This window comes from Variovorax sp. J22G73 (assembly GCF_030317035.1).
In the GTDB taxonomy this organism is placed as follows: domain Bacteria; phylum Pseudomonadota; class Gammaproteobacteria; order Burkholderiales; family Burkholderiaceae_C; genus Variovorax.
The window spans coordinates 18,554-32,010 of sequence record NZ_JASZYK010000002.1 but is presented as its reverse complement, the minus strand read 5'-3'; the positions used below and the strand labels follow the sequence as shown (position 1 = coordinate 32,010).

At 69.9% G+C, this 13,457-nt stretch carries 12 protein-coding genes; 4 read left to right on the top strand and 8 right to left on the bottom strand.

The window, feature by feature from the left end:
* Positions 1-11: 11 nt before the first annotated feature.
* From QTI51_RS08090 to QTI51_RS08070, 5 genes are all read right to left on the bottom strand, one after another.
* The gene (locus tag QTI51_RS08090; protein ID WP_207786624.1) at positions 12-1,490 is read right to left on the bottom strand and encodes an MFS transporter; all 1,479 of its coding nucleotides are present in this window, start codon (positions 1,488-1,490) and stop codon (positions 12-14) included.
* Complete coding sequence (locus QTI51_RS08085) at positions 1,490-2,728, bottom strand: multidrug effflux MFS transporter (RefSeq protein WP_207786625.1); 1,239 nt, start codon at positions 2,726-2,728, stop codon at positions 1,490-1,492. The genes QTI51_RS08090 and QTI51_RS08085 overlap by 1 nt, the downstream gene beginning before the upstream one ends.
* 60 nt (positions 2,729-2,788) lie before the next feature.
* Positions 2,789-4,144, bottom strand: coding sequence for an LLM class flavin-dependent oxidoreductase (locus tag QTI51_RS08080; RefSeq protein ID WP_116907784.1), 1,356 nt, complete (start codon positions 4,142-4,144; stop codon positions 2,789-2,791).
* A gap of 10 nt (positions 4,145-4,154) precedes the next feature.
* Complete coding sequence (locus QTI51_RS08075; RefSeq protein ID WP_116907785.1) at positions 4,155-4,988, bottom strand: CmcJ/NvfI family oxidoreductase; 834 nt, start codon at positions 4,986-4,988, stop codon at positions 4,155-4,157.
* A gap of 94 nt (positions 4,989-5,082) precedes the next feature.
* Positions 5,083-5,823 carry an SDR family NAD(P)-dependent oxidoreductase gene (locus QTI51_RS08070; protein ID WP_353506503.1) on the bottom strand — a complete coding sequence of 247 codons (741 nt, stop codon included), beginning with the start codon at positions 5,821-5,823 and terminating at the stop codon, positions 5,083-5,085.
* 265 nt (positions 5,824-6,088) lie between these two features.
* On the opposite strand from QTI51_RS08070, the gene QTI51_RS08065 reads away from it, so the two are divergent.
* The 3 genes from QTI51_RS08065 to QTI51_RS08055 all read left to right on the top strand — a co-directional run bounded on the left by QTI51_RS08065 (position 6,089) and on the right by QTI51_RS08055 (position 9,658).
* Positions 6,089-7,948: a M48 family metallopeptidase gene (locus QTI51_RS08065; protein ID WP_116907786.1), complete on the top strand. Its 1,860-nt coding sequence runs from the start codon at positions 6,089-6,091 to the stop codon at positions 7,946-7,948.
* 85 nt (positions 7,949-8,033) lie between these two features.
* Entirely contained in the window at positions 8,034-9,338 is a 1,305-nt protein-coding gene (locus QTI51_RS08060; RefSeq protein WP_116907787.1) for an MFS transporter, read from the top strand.
* 161 nt (positions 9,339-9,499) lie between these two features.
* Positions 9,500-9,658: an HHHH-motif protein gene (locus QTI51_RS08055; protein WP_165840270.1), complete on the top strand. Its 159-nt coding sequence runs from the start codon at positions 9,500-9,502 to the stop codon at positions 9,656-9,658.
* Positions 9,659-9,707: 49 nt separating this feature from the next.
* On the opposite strand, the gene QTI51_RS08050 is transcribed toward QTI51_RS08055, so the two are convergent.
* On the bottom strand, positions 9,708-10,328 hold the full coding sequence (locus QTI51_RS08050) for a pyridoxamine 5'-phosphate oxidase family protein (RefSeq protein WP_116907788.1): 621 nt from the start codon (positions 10,326-10,328) through the stop codon (positions 9,708-9,710).
* A complete protein-coding gene (locus QTI51_RS08045; protein WP_116907789.1) occupies positions 10,325-11,437 on the bottom strand; it encodes an MFS transporter in 1,113 nt (370 codons plus the stop codon). The genes QTI51_RS08050 and QTI51_RS08045 overlap by 4 nt, the downstream gene beginning before the upstream one ends.
* A gap of 183 nt (positions 11,438-11,620) precedes the next feature.
* Here QTI51_RS08045 and QTI51_RS08040 point away from each other — a divergent pair, with 183 nt between their 5' ends.
* On the top strand, positions 11,621-12,508 hold the full coding sequence (locus QTI51_RS08040; RefSeq protein ID WP_116907790.1) for a LysR substrate-binding domain-containing protein: 888 nt from the start codon (positions 11,621-11,623) through the stop codon (positions 12,506-12,508).
* Positions 12,509-12,527: 19 nt separating this feature from the next.
* Here QTI51_RS08040 and QTI51_RS08035 read toward each other — a convergent pair whose 3' ends face one another.
* Positions 12,528-13,403: an NmrA family NAD(P)-binding protein gene (locus tag QTI51_RS08035; RefSeq protein ID WP_116907791.1), complete on the bottom strand. Its 876-nt coding sequence runs from the start codon at positions 13,401-13,403 to the stop codon at positions 12,528-12,530.
* Between the last annotated feature and the right edge of the window lie 54 nt (positions 13,404-13,457).

The following is a 13,457-nucleotide window of genomic DNA, read 5'->3' as shown; positions in this document are numbered from 1 at the left end:
CCCTAACCCATTCAATTGCCGTGGCTTGTCGTCTTGAGCCGCAAGGTGCTGAAAACCGCCGCCACCGCGGCAAAGCTGGCGGCCAGCACCAGCGCCACCACCGGGCCGTGCCCGCCGTGCGGGCTCCACAGGCTGAAAACCGCCGCCAGCACCACCGCGCCCAGCGTCTGGCCGGTGAGCCGGGCCGTGCCCAGCATGCCGCTGGCCGCCCCGCTGCGGTGCGCCGGCGGCGAGGTCACGATGGTGTGGTTGTTCGGCGACTGGAACAGCCCGAAGCCCAGGCCGCACAGCGCCATGCGCCACGCGATGTCGGCATTGCCCGGGTGCGCCGGCAGCGCCGCCAGCAGCGCCAGCCCCGAGGCCAGCAGCGCCAGGCCGATGCCGCCCAGCAGCCCGTCGGGGTAGCGGCCGATGAGCCGCCCCGCGATGGGCGCCATCACCACGATGGCCAGCGGCCACGCGGTAATGAGCAGGCCTGCCTCGATGTGGCTGCGCCCGTACACCTCCAGCAGCAGGAACGGCAGCGCGATGTACGCCAGCATCTGCGCGCAGAACGCCGCCACCGAGGTGCCCATCGACAGCGCGAACACCGGAATGCGCAGCAGGTCGATGGGAAACAGCGGCACCGCCTGCTTGCGCTGGCGCATCAGGTAGACAACGCCCACCGCCACCCCGGCCGCCAGAATGGCCCAGGCCGACGCCTGCGAGCCCACGGAGCCGGCCGCGCCGGCCGCGCCCTGCACCGGCCCTTCGCGCACGCCCAGCCGGTCTACGCCCAGGAACACCAGCGAGAACATCAGAATGTTGAGCGTCACGTCGACCGGCGAAAAGCGCAGCCCCGCCGCCGGTGCCACGCGGTTGAACGGCAGCGCCCGCATGCCCAACGCGAAGGTGACGATGCCCAGCGGCACGTTGATGGCGAAGAGCCACGGCCACGAGGCCACCGACAGAATGGCCGCCGCCACCGAAGGCCCCGCCACCGACGAAGTGGCCACCACCAGCGAGTTGATCGCCATGCCCTTGCCCAGCTGCGACGACGGGTATGTGAGGCGCACCAGCGCCGCGTTCACGCTCATGATGCCGGCCGCGCCCAGCCCCTGGAAGGCGCGCGCGGCAATCAGCGTGCCCAGCGAGTTGGCGAAGGTGGCCGCCAGCGACGACAGCGTGAACACCGCCATGCCCACCAGGTACACGCGCCGGTAGCCCACCAGGTCGCCCAGCGAAGCCAGCGGCAGCAGCATCACCAGCGTGGCGATCTGGTAGGCGTTGACCACCCAGATCGACTGCGACGGGCTGGCCTGCAGCTCGCGCGCGATGCCCGGCAACGCCAGGTTGACGATGGTGCCGTCGAGCACCGCCACGATCAGCCCGAGGATGATGACCAGCATCGCCCAGCGGCGCTCCGTGGGGGCGAGGCCGTCGATGGGCTCGCCGTGCGGCTTTGTGTGTTCGGCCACCGGGAGCGTGGCGCCTGCGCGTACCGTGTTCATCAGGCTTGCCGTGTCCTTTGTTGTGGCGTGGAAGCTGGCTTGGCGGTCGGCTCCGAGCGCACCCCGCCCAGCGTGAGCCAGGTGAGCACCCCGGCGATCAGCGCGCCGGCGGCCATGCCGGCCACCATGGGCAGCGGCCGGCCGTCGGTGAACAGGCCCACCACCGCCATGGCCAGCGCGCCCGTGAGCATCTGCAGCGTGCCCAGCAGCGCCGAGGCGGTGCCGGCAATGGCGCCATGCATTTCAAGCGCCAGCACGCCGGTGGTCGGAATCACCAGGCCCATGAAGCCCGAGGCAATGAAGTACAGCGCAATCAGCACCCACATGCTGTCGCCGCCGGCCGCGAAGTACACGAACATCGCGACCATTGCCACGCCGCAGCACACCACGCCGAACTTGACGAGGTTGACCAGCCCGTAGCGCTCGCCGAGCGCGCCGGTGAACTGCGAGGCCGCGATGAAGGCGGCCGCGTTCACGCCGAAGGCCACGCTGTACAGCGCGGGCGAAAGGCCGTAGTGGTCGATCATCACGAACGACGAATTGGCCAGGTAGGTGAAGAAGCCCGCCAGCGCAAAGCCGCCGATGAACACCAGGCCCAGGTAGTGCCGGTCGCGCAGCAGCAGCCAGTAGGCCGCCAGCGCGCTGCCCAGGCTGCTTTCCACGCGCTGCGAGGCCGGGCGCGTTTCGTCGAGCAGCTTCACCGTCATGGCCAAGCCCGCCACGGCCGCGATGGTCACGGCCCAGAACACGCCGCGCCAGCCGGCGAATGCGATCACCACGCTGCCCGCGAGCGGCGCGAGGATGGGCGAGACGCTGAACACCAGCATCAGCAGCGACATGAGCCGCGCCGCGTCGGTGCCGGTGTGCAGGTCGCGCACCACCGCGCGCGGAATGGCCATGCCGGCCGCGGCGCCCAGGCCCTGGACGAAGCGCAGCACGATCAGCGTCTGGATGTCGGTGGCCATCGCGCAGCCCACGCTCGCCAGCGCGAACACCACCAGCCCCACATACAGAGGCGGCTTGCGCCCGAACATGTCGGACACCGGGCCGTACAGCAGCTGGCCCGCGCCCAGCGAGAGAAAGAACGCCGTGAGGCTCATCTGCACCGCGCCGATGTCGGCCCGCAGGCTCTGCCCGATGGCCGGCAGCGCCGGCAGGTACATGTCGATGGCGAAAGGCCCGATGGCCGAGAGCAGGCCCAGCAACAGGGCCATCTTGAAGAAAGGAGAAGAACGCATTGGCCCGATTGTCGCCAACGGCGCCAATCGGTGCAGGCGTGGGGCCTCGGGCCCGGCGCGCTAATTCTGTTCGAAGAATCGGTTGCCGGGGCGCGGAAGGCCGAGGTTCTCGCGCAGCGTGCTGCCTTCGTATTCGCGCCGGAAGATGCCGCGGCGCTGCAGCTCGGGCACCACCTTGTCGACGAAGGCGTCGAGCCCGCCGGGCAGCCACGGGAACATCACGTTGAAGCCGTCGCAGCCCTCGCTCTCCAGCCATTCCTGCATCTGGTCGGCAATGCTCTGCGCCGTGCCGACGAAGGCCAGGCCGCCGTAGCCGCCCAGGCGCTGGGCCAGCTGGCGCACGGTAAGGCCTTCGGCGCGCGCCAGCTCGACCACCCGCGCGCGGCTGCTCTGGCTCGCGTTGGTCTCGGGCACGTCGGGCAGCGGTGCGTCGGGGTCGAAGCTGGAGGCGTCGTGGCCCAGCGCGATCGACAGCGACGCGATGGCGCTGTCGTAGTGCACCAGGCTGTCGAGCCGGGCGCGGATGGCGCGGGCTTCTTCCAGCGTGTCGCCGACCACGACGAACGCGGCCGGCAGGATCTTCAGGTGGTCGGGGTCGCGGCCGATGCGGCGCATGCGGCCCTTGATGTCGGCATACAGGCTGCGCGCCGCGGCCAGCGTGCCCGGCGCGGCGAACACGGCCTCGGCGGTCTCGGCCGCGAGCTGGCGCCCGGCTTCCGACGCGCCGGCCTGCACGATCACCGGCCAGCCCTGCACCGGCCGCGCGATGTGCAGCGGCCCGCGCACCGACAGGTACTTGCCCTTGTGGTCCAGCACGTGCAGCTTGGCCGGGTCGAAGAAGCGGCCGCTGTCCACGTCGCGCTCGAAGGCGTCGTCGGCCCAGCTGTCCCACAGGCCCGTGACCACGTCGTAGAACTCGCGGGCGCGCGCATAGCGCTCGTCGTGCTCCATGTGGTCGTCGCGCCCGAAGTTCAGCGCCGCGTCGGGGTTGGAGGTGGTGACGATGTTCCAGCCCGCGCGCCCTTCGCTCAGGTGGTCGAGCGAGGCGAAGCGCCGCGCGATGTGAAAGGGCTCGTCGAAGGTGGTCGAGGCCGTGGCCACCAGCCCGATGTGCCGCGTGTGCTGCGCCAGCGCCGACAGCAGCGTGAACGGCTCGAACGACGTGACGGTGTGGCTGCGCTGCAGCGCCTCCACCGGCATGTTGAGCACCGCGAGGTGGTCGGCCATGAAGAAGGCGTCGAAGCGCCCGCGCTCCAGCGTTTGCGCGAGCTGCTTCAGGTGCGAGAAGTTGAAGTTGGCGTCGGGCCATGCGCCCGGGTAGCGCCAGGCGCCGGTGTGGATGCTCACGGGGCGCATGAAGGCGCCGAGGCGCAGCTGCTTATGGGGGCCTTCGCCGGAACCTTTGCCAGAACTCATTGCGCCACCTTCATTTGCCCGCGGGCCAGAACACCAGCGCGCGCAGCTCGATGCTGCGCCGCGCGGGCGCCTCGCGCGAACCGGTCGGGTCTTCGAAGGCGGTGTGCGCCGTGTAGCGCGCCACGTCTTCGCGCGAATCGAAAATCTTCAGCAGCAGCGCCTCGTCGGGCCGCAGCCGCGGAAACCAGTACCAGCTGTGTCGGGGGTTCCAGGTGAACGAATAGGTTTCGCCCACCTTGTCGGGGTAGACCAGGTCGCTGGGCACCAGGTCTTCGGGCGAAATGGAGCGCGCGTCGCACAGCGCGAGCGGCAGCCGCTCCACCGTGGCCAGCGGGCGCCACAGGTTGACGATGGCAAAGCGCTGCTTGAGCCGCGCCTCGGCTTCGTCGGCCGGCAGGTGGTCGTGCACGCGGCGGCGCGCGGAGGCCGGCGTCTGGTCGTTGTGCACCCGGCGCACCGGCTCGCGCAGCTCGGCCGTGCGGCGCGAGCCCTGTGCGCTGTCGCGCAGCGTGTGGTCGAACACCACGATCTTCTCGGCGCCGGTCACGTCGCGCAACAGGGCCTCGGCCTCGCGGTAGTAGATGTCGCGGATGGTGGCGTCGTGCGAAAAATCGGCCACCACGCTGCGGTGCGAAATCTGCGTGAAGCCGCTGCGGTCGAGCGACAGTTCGTTCAGCGCCACCAGCGGGCGGCCGTCGCGGATGGTCACGCGGCGCGCTTCCAGCTCGCCGGTCACCCACGGGGTGCCAGGCGGCGGCTCGAAGGTGTAGCTCACGGGCCGGCCCTGCCCCGCCTTCAGGTAGTTGAGCTCGGCCTCCACGCCGGGCAGTGTCGCGGCCAGCATCTGGCCATTCGAGCCAACACCCGATCCCCCACCCGAGCCGCGGTTCGATCCGCTGTTCGATCCGACGCTCATGCGCTCTGACTCCTGAGAATTCTCAAAACGGTTCCTTGAACGGACGCAGGTCGAGTTCCTGCGTCCACGCGCTGCGGTGCTGCACATGCAGCTGCCAGTAGCTCTCGGCAATGGCCTCCAGCTGCAGCAGCCCGTCGTCGCCGGCCTGCGCCACGCGCTGCGGCGCGCCGGCACGCAGCCGCTCGCCGTCGATGCCGCCGTCGATCACCACGTGCGCCACGTGCACGCCCTGCGGGCCGAACTCGCGCGCCAGGCTCTGGCTCAGCGAGCGCAGGGCCGCCTTGGCCGCGGCAAAGGCCGCGAACGGCGGCTTGCCGCGCAGCGCGGCCGTGGCCCCGGTGAACAGCAGGCTGCCGCGCCCGCGCGCGCCGTTGGCCTCGAAGGGGTTGGCCAGCAGGCCGCCGAGCGCCTCGTGCCCGAAGATGAAGCCGCCCAGCGCGCTGGTGCGCCAGGCCTGCGTGAACTGCTCCACCGACAGCTCCAGCGTGGGTGCGCGCGCGCCGGTCGAGGCGTTGAAGATGGCCACGGTGAGCGGGCCCAGCGCCCTCACCTTCTGCGCGATGCCGTGTATTTCGGCCTCGCTCGCCACGTCGCCCGCGAAGGCATGGGCACGGCCACCGGCCGCCGCGATTTCGCGGGCCACGGTGTCGAGCTGCGCCTGCGTGCGGCCCGTGAGCGCGACGACGAAGCCTTCGGCCGCGAAGCGCCGCGCCAGCGCGGCACCGAGGCCGGCGCTGGCGCCGACACCGGCGATCCACGCCACAGGTGGAATCGGTGATTGGCCAGCGTGGGTGGAAGAACCAGGGGGCGTGACGGAGGTGACAGTCATAGATGAGCGCGAAGGCTATACCTGCACCCCGGAGCGCGGAACGACCCAAAAGCGATAACCTTATTCGGCGGCAGGTCGGTGACCGCGACGGCTTGACGGGCAACCACGCTTCACTCCATGCGCCGTGCCCGCTACGCTATCGCTTCCCGGAACACATCGATAACAACTCACGGCAGCCGCCGTCCAGGAGCAACATGTCATGGCCCTCGCACGCACCATGGTCCATCGCGACCTCTTGCGCGTCTTCGCTCTCACGCTCGTGTGGCTGTTCGCCATTCCGGCGGCCACGCTGGTCTTCACCGAGTACGCGCTGCGTTCGCAGGACGCGGCCTTTTTGCAGTCGGTAGAAAAACGCATCGCCGGCGACGCGCGCCTGTCGGCCGCTGACAAGGCCGAAGCCACCGGCTTCTATCGCAGCCACCCGCTGTCGACGGCCTGCGACGCCACCGCGCCGGAAGACCGCAACTTCCACGACAAGGTGTGCAGCCCGTACTCGATGCAGTGGCAGTTCCACTGGGCGGACCGCGCCGCGCTCTGGACCATCGGCCTGGGCGCCGCGCTGCTCGTGGCGGCGCTGGTGCTGGGCGCGCTGGCCTTCGCCAACCGCGGCCTGCGCTACGCCAGCTTCGTGGCGGGCTGGCGGCTCATGACGGTGTCCAGCGCGCTCGAGGTGGTGCTGCAGAGCGCGATGCTGGTGTGGCTGTCGTTCTGGCTCACGGCCTACTTCTGGCAGAGCTACTACATCAAGCTCATCGCGCTGGCGGGCATCGCGGCCGGCGCGGCGGTGTTCTATGCGATCTACACGCTGTTCAAGAAGCTGCCCTCGGGCAACGAGATCGAGGGCGAGCTCATCGCGCAGGCCGACGCCCCGCGGCTGTGGGAGCGCGTGCGCCAGCTGGCCGGCCGCGTGAAGACCGCGCCGCCCGACCAGATCGTGGCGGGCATCGACACCAACTTCTTCGTGACCGAGGCGCCGTGCGAGGTGCAGGGCCGCGCGCTGAAGGGCCGCACGCTGTTCGTCAGCGTGCCTCTGCTGCGCGTGCTCGACCAGGCCGAGGCCGACGCGGTGCTGGCGCACGAGCTGGCCCACCTGGGCGGCGGCGACACCCGCAGCAGCGCGGCGCTGGGCCCCAAGCTGCTGCAGTTCGACCAGTACACCTGGAAGATGCGCAGCGGCGGCCTCACCATCGTGGCGCACTACCTGCTGCGGCTGTACCGCATGATCTTCGCCTTCGCGCTGGCGCGCGACAGCCGCGAGCGCGAGTACCGCGCCGACCGCGTGGCCGCCGGGCTCACGGCGCCGCACGCCATCGTGCAGTCGCTCATCAAGATCTCGGCCTACGCCAGCTACCGCAACGACGTGGAGCACCAGCTCTTCGCGCAGAACCGCCAGCACGACGGCGCGCTCGGCATCGCGGGCTTCGTGGCCGACGGCCTGCCGCCCTATGCCCGCTCCGAGGCCTTCATCGAGGCCATGAAGACGGCCGACGTGCCGCACCCCTACGACACCCATCCGCCCCTGCTGGAGCGCATGCGCAACGTGGGCCACCACGTGCCCGAGGCCGCGTACGGCGCCATCGTCGCGACTGTGCCGCAGGCCTCCTGGGCCGACGAGATAGAAACCGCCCACGCCATCGAGCAGCGCCTGTGGGGCGCGTACGAACAGCGCTTCGTGCAGAACCACGAGCTGAGCCTGGCCTACCGCTACGAGCCCGCCACCGAGGAAGAACGCGCGGTGGTGCTGCGGCACTTTCCGCCGGTGGGCTTCGCGCTGAAGGGCGGCAACCGCATCGACGTGAGCTATGCCGGCCTGCAGACCACCGCGGACGGCGGCGCCTTCATCGCATGGGACGAGGTAAAGGGCCTCACCTACAAGGACAGCAGCTTCGGCGACACCCTCGTCGTCACCCACCACGACAAGGGCATGCTGGGCGCGCGCACCACCAAGGTGAAGCTCGCGGGCCTGGGCAAGCAGAAGGACAACTTCAAGGCCGCCGCCGGGCAGTACTGGCAACGCCACCAGATCATGAGGGCCCGACAACAGCAAGCGCAAGACTGACACCCCCGGCGGCGCCAACGCCGCCCTCCCCCTTCGCGATTTACTTCCCGCACTCCATAAAACCATCCAACACCGGAGACAAACCATGAACCCCGTCGAACAGAGAACCATCTCGAAGATCAGCTGGCGGCTGCTGCCGCTGCTGATGATCAGCTACTTCATCGCCTACCTCGACCGCGTGAACCTCGGCTTTGCCGGCGCGGCCATGTCCAAGGACCTGGGCTTCACCGCCGCCGTGTTCGGCAGCGCCGCCGGCATCTTCTTCCTGGCGTACTTCCTGTTCGAGGTGCCCAGCAACATGGCGCTCGAACGCTTCGGCGCGCGCCGCTGGATCGCCCGCATCATGTTCAGCTGGGGCATTCTGTCGGCCGCGCAGGCATGGGTGGGCGGCTCGACCAGCTTCAACATCGTGCGCTTCCTGCTCGGCATCGCGGAGGCCGGCTTCTTTCCGGGCGTGATCTTCTACATCACGCTGTGGTTCCCGGCGGCGTACCGCGCGCGCATCGTGGGCTGGTTCATGTTCGCCATTCCGATCTCGACGGTCATCGGCTCGCCCATCTCGGGCTACATCCTCAACATGGACGGCGTGGGCGGCATGCACGGCTGGCAGTGGCTGTTCATCCTGGAGGCGATTCCCTCGCTCATCCTCACCTTCTTCGTGCTGATGTACCTGCCCGACGGCCCGAAGGACGCCAAGTGGCTCACCACCGAGGAGCGCAGCTGGCTGCAGACCACGCTCGACGCCGAGCGCCGCAACCGCGAGTCGATCAACAAGATCTCGTGGAAGCAGTCGCTGCTGAACCTGCGCGTGATCGGGCTCGGCTTTGTCTACATGGGCATCACCGTGCCGCTGTACGGCCTGAGCTTCTTCCTGCCGCAGATCATCAAGGGCTTCGGCGGGCTGAGCAATGTGGAAATCGGCTTCATCAACGCCTTTCCGTACCTGGTGGGCGCCATTGCCATGCTGTTCTGGACGCGTGCTTCCGACGCACGCAAGGAGCGCAAGTGGTTCCTGCTGATTCCGCTGGCATGCATCTTCGTCGGCCTGGTGCTGGCCTCGCAGACCAGCGCGCCCATTCCGAAGATGGCCGCGGTCACGCTCGCCGCCTTCGGCATCTTCAGCGCGCTGCCCACCTTCTGGACCCTCCCCACCGCCATCCTGAGCGGCACGGCGGCCGCGGCGGGCATCGCGTGGATCAACTCCATCGGCAACCTGGGCGGCTACATCGGCCCGACGATCTTCGGCGCGCTGAAGGACCGCATGGGCAACGACGTGTACGCGGTGGTGTTCCTGGCGCTGCTGTCGGTGGTGGCCTTCGTGCTGGTGCTGGTGATCGGGCACGACGCGCGCACGGAGCAGGCGGCGGCCCCGGCGGGTGGGCGGGCTTGAGGGCTGAGGGCTTGGGGCTGAGGGCTAATTCGCCCCTAAGAATTTTGACAACGAATGTGTAAACAGGCGTCATCTGAATGCAGCCCCGGCCCGTTCTGTGAGGGCGCCCGTTGAAAGACGCACCCTCCCTTCCCTCGATGCCATTGCTTAGAAAGAATCACATGAAGACCAAGCAGCTCATCCTCTCCAGCGTCCTCGCTTTCGCCGGCCTCGCCGTGCTGGCCCCCAGCATTGCCTCGGCAGCGCCCAACCACCGCCCGCACAAGGTGTGCAAGTGGGACGCGCGCCACCACCACCGCGTGTGCCACTGGGTGCGTTGAGCGCGCCGGCAAGCGCCACGAAAAGCCCGCGAAAGCGGGCTTTTTCAATTCAATACAGCGTCGCCCGCTGCCGCGCGGGCAACTCCCTGTCGTAGGTTTCCCCGTCGAACGCCGACGCCGTCAGCGCCGACAGGATCGCCCCCGGCGTCGGCACCTCGCGCCGGGCATCGGCCGGCAGCGGCGCCCACAGCTTCGAACGCTGGATGGCCCGCGCGCACTGGAAGAACACTTTCTCCACGCCGATGCGGATCACGCACTGCGGCGGCTTGCCGTCCATTGCGAAGCGCGCCAGCAGCTCGGGCGCCACGGTGATGCGCGCCCTGCCGTTCACGCGCAGCGTCTCGCCCACGCCCGGAATCAAGAACAGCAGCGCCACGCGCGGGTCGGCCACGATGTTGCGCAGGCTGTCGATTCGGTTGTTGCCGCGGCGCTCGGGCATGAGCAACGTCTTGTCGTCTTCCACCGCCACGAAGCCCGGCGGATCGCCACGCGGCGACACGTCGAGGCCGCGCGGGCCCAGCGTGGCGAGCGCCGCGAAGGGCGACGCGGCAATCAGCGCCTGGTACATCGGGTGCAGGTACGCGACCTCTTTTTTCAGCGAGGCCTCGCCGGGCTGGCCGAACAGGGCCTCGAGCTTGGCGACGGTGTCGATGGCATGGGGCGTGGTCATGTGCTTCGTTCCTGGATGTTGACGGAGGGTTGCGACGCGCTCCAGCCGCAGGCCAGCGCCGTCAGCGCCAGCAGCAGCGCGGCCACGCCGTAGATCCAAGGTGGCGACGCCACCGGCAGCAGCAGCCCCGCGATGAGCGGCCCCGTGCCCGCGCCGATGTCGCGCCACACCGAGCGCGCGGCCAGCGCCTGCACCCGCTCGGGCCCCGGCGTGCGGCGCGCCACGATGGGCGGCAGCAGCGGCAGTTGCAAGGCGCGCAGCACCACGATGAGCGCCGCGCAGCTCCACAGCCAGCCCAGCCCGAAGCCGACCAACGCAAGGGCCGTCACCAAAGACAGCCACACCAGCAGCCGCTCGGCGCCGAAGCGCTCCGCCATGCGGCCACCCACCGGACTCAGCAAGATTTCCGCGAGATAGCGCAGCGCCATGAGCACGCCGGCGACGATCACCGCGCCGCCGGGCATCAGGTCCTTGCCCAGGTAGGACAGCCCGACGATGAAGAGGCCGTCGAGCGTCAGGCCTTCCATGAACGACCAGCTGTCGAGGCTGTTGGGGCGCTTGAATCGGCTGGTGGCCTTGCCCGGATTGGGCATGGGGTGCGGCGCCGCCGGCAGCCGCCGCGTGACGAACCAGGCCAGCAGCGAGAACACCGCCAGGATGCCGAAGATGGCGCGCGGCCCGCTCCAGTGCGCAAGCAGCGCGCCCAGCGGCAGCGCCAGCACCGGCCCCAGCGCGATGAAGGCGCGCGAACGCCCGTTGCGACGCGCGGCGCCCAGCGGGTCGGCCGTGGCCAGCGCCTGCGTCGACAGGTTCAGTGCCGCAAAGCACAGCCCCCACATCAGCCGCAGCGGCAGCAAGGCCCAGAAGCCCGACAGCGTGGCGTAGCCCAGGCCGCACACCGCGGCGGCCACCACGGCGATGCCGCAGGTCAGCCGGTCGCCATGCCGGGCGTAGAAGCGCGCCACGTAGCCGTAGCCCGCGATGCGCACCAGCCGATTGGCGGCGAGCAGCATGCCGGCCTCGGCCAACGTCACGCCGAACTGGCTGGCGTACATGGGCAGCAGCAGGTACAGCACCACGTCGGCCGGCAGGGAGAGGCCCAGCGCCATGGCCGCGTGGCGGGAGTTCAGGTCGGTGGAACCAGGAGCTCGGTCGGGAACGTGAGCGGGAGCGGGAGCGGAAGAGGTAGAGGTGGTAGAGGTGGTGCGAGACATCGAATTCCGATAGTGCGCCGCACCACGCGGTGCCGACAAACGACATAAACGCCCGGCATGCGTGAGAAAATTGCACGCATGCCGTCCAGAGAACCTCCACTGAACGCCGTGCGCGCCTTTGCCGCGGCGGCCCGCCACCTGAGCTTCACACGGGCCGCGGTGGAACTGCACGTCACGCACAGCGCGGTGAGCCGGCAGATCAAGAGCCTTGAAGAATTCCTGGGCGTGGCGCTGTTCGAGCGCCGCATCCGCCAGGTGGCGCTGACCGCCGAGGGCCAGCAGTTTTTCGCCGAGGTCGAGCCCGCGCTCGCGCAGATCGGCGCGGCCGCGCGGGCCTTGCAGGCGCAGGGGCCGGCGCGCGCGGTGCGCATCAACGTGCGGCCGTCGTTCGCGGTGCGCTGGCTCATTCCGCGGCTGCCCTCCTTCGTCGAGCAGTTCCCCGACATCGAGCCGCAGGTGGTCACCAGCACGGTGATGCCCGAACAGGCGCTCGACAGCTTCGACATCGCGGTGCGCCGCGGGCGCGAGGGCTGGCCGCCGTCGATCAAGCTGCGGCCGTTCCTGAAAGACGAAGTGCTGGTGGTCGGCGCGCCGGCGCTGTTCGCGCAGCACCCGCTGGCCGACCTGCGCGCGCTGGCCTCGCACGTGCTGCTGTCGGCCAGGACGCGCAAGGACGACTGGGACGCCTGGAAGAAGCAGTTCGCCGCACCCCGCGCGCGGCCGGCGGGCCGCCTGCAGTTCGACCACCTGCACTTCGTGCTGCAGGCCGCGGTCGACGGCCTGGGCATTGCGCTGGCGCCGACCTCGCTGGTGTCGCACGACCTGGCCTCGGGCCGGCTGCAGTCGCCGCTGCCGGCCCTGCGCATGACGCTGGAGCGCTACTACTACGGCCTCGCGCCCGACGCCGCGCCGGAGGCGGCGTACGTGGCCGAGTGGTTCGAGCGCATGCAGGCCGAGGCGGCCTGAGCACGCCCGCGCGGCAACCTCAGGCCGCGAGCGAACGGATCACTTCTTCCACGCCGACCGTGCCCTTGCGCACGGTGGCATCGGACCCTTCAGCCCCTTCAGCGCCTTCGAAGCGAATCCAGCCCTCGTTGAAACCATCAAGCATCTGCATGCGCGGCAGCGGGTTGCGCATGCCCTGCGCGCTGAAGATGGCGGCCCAGGTCTCGCGCGGCACCGCCTGCGCCTGCACCGGGCGGCCCAGCACGCGGGCCAGCGCCGCCGCGATGTCGTGCTGGCTCAGCCGCGCCGGCCCTTCGAGCTCGACGATGCGCGGCGCGCCGCCGGCCTGCACCAGCAACTCGGCCGACACCCGGCCCACGTCCGCCGTGGCGACCATCGGCACGGCGCGGTCCAGCGGCTGCAGGTAGCTCTGCAGCACGCCCTGCTCGCGCGCCGGCGCGATGTCCCAGGCCAGGTTCTCCAGGAACCACGCGGGCCGCAGGAAGCTGACCGGGAGCGCCAGCGTGGCCAGCGCCTCCTCCATCAGCGTGCGCTGGCTCAGCAGGTTGGGCTGGGCAGCCTGCGCGCCGACGGTCGACAGGCACACGACCCGGCCGGGCCGTGCCGCCTCGAGCGACTGCCGCACCGCCGCGATGACGGCCTTGGCCTCGGGAAAGCCCGGCTGCGGATCGAACTGCGGCGGCGGCAGCACGAAGACGCCCGCCGTGCCCGCGAAGGCCCGCTTGAGCGCGTCGACGTCGTGCATGTCGGCCAGCGCGACCTCGCACCCGAGCTCCGACCAGAAGCGGCCCTTGGCCGCGTCGCGAACGACCGCGCGAACGGGCTGGCCCGCGGCCAGGAGCGCGCGTGCGGCGGCGCCGCCGACCTTGCCTGTGATACCGGTGATTGCGTACATGAGACTTTTCCTTTTTTCGACTGGGTGGGTTCACGACAAGCCCATGGCGGGCTC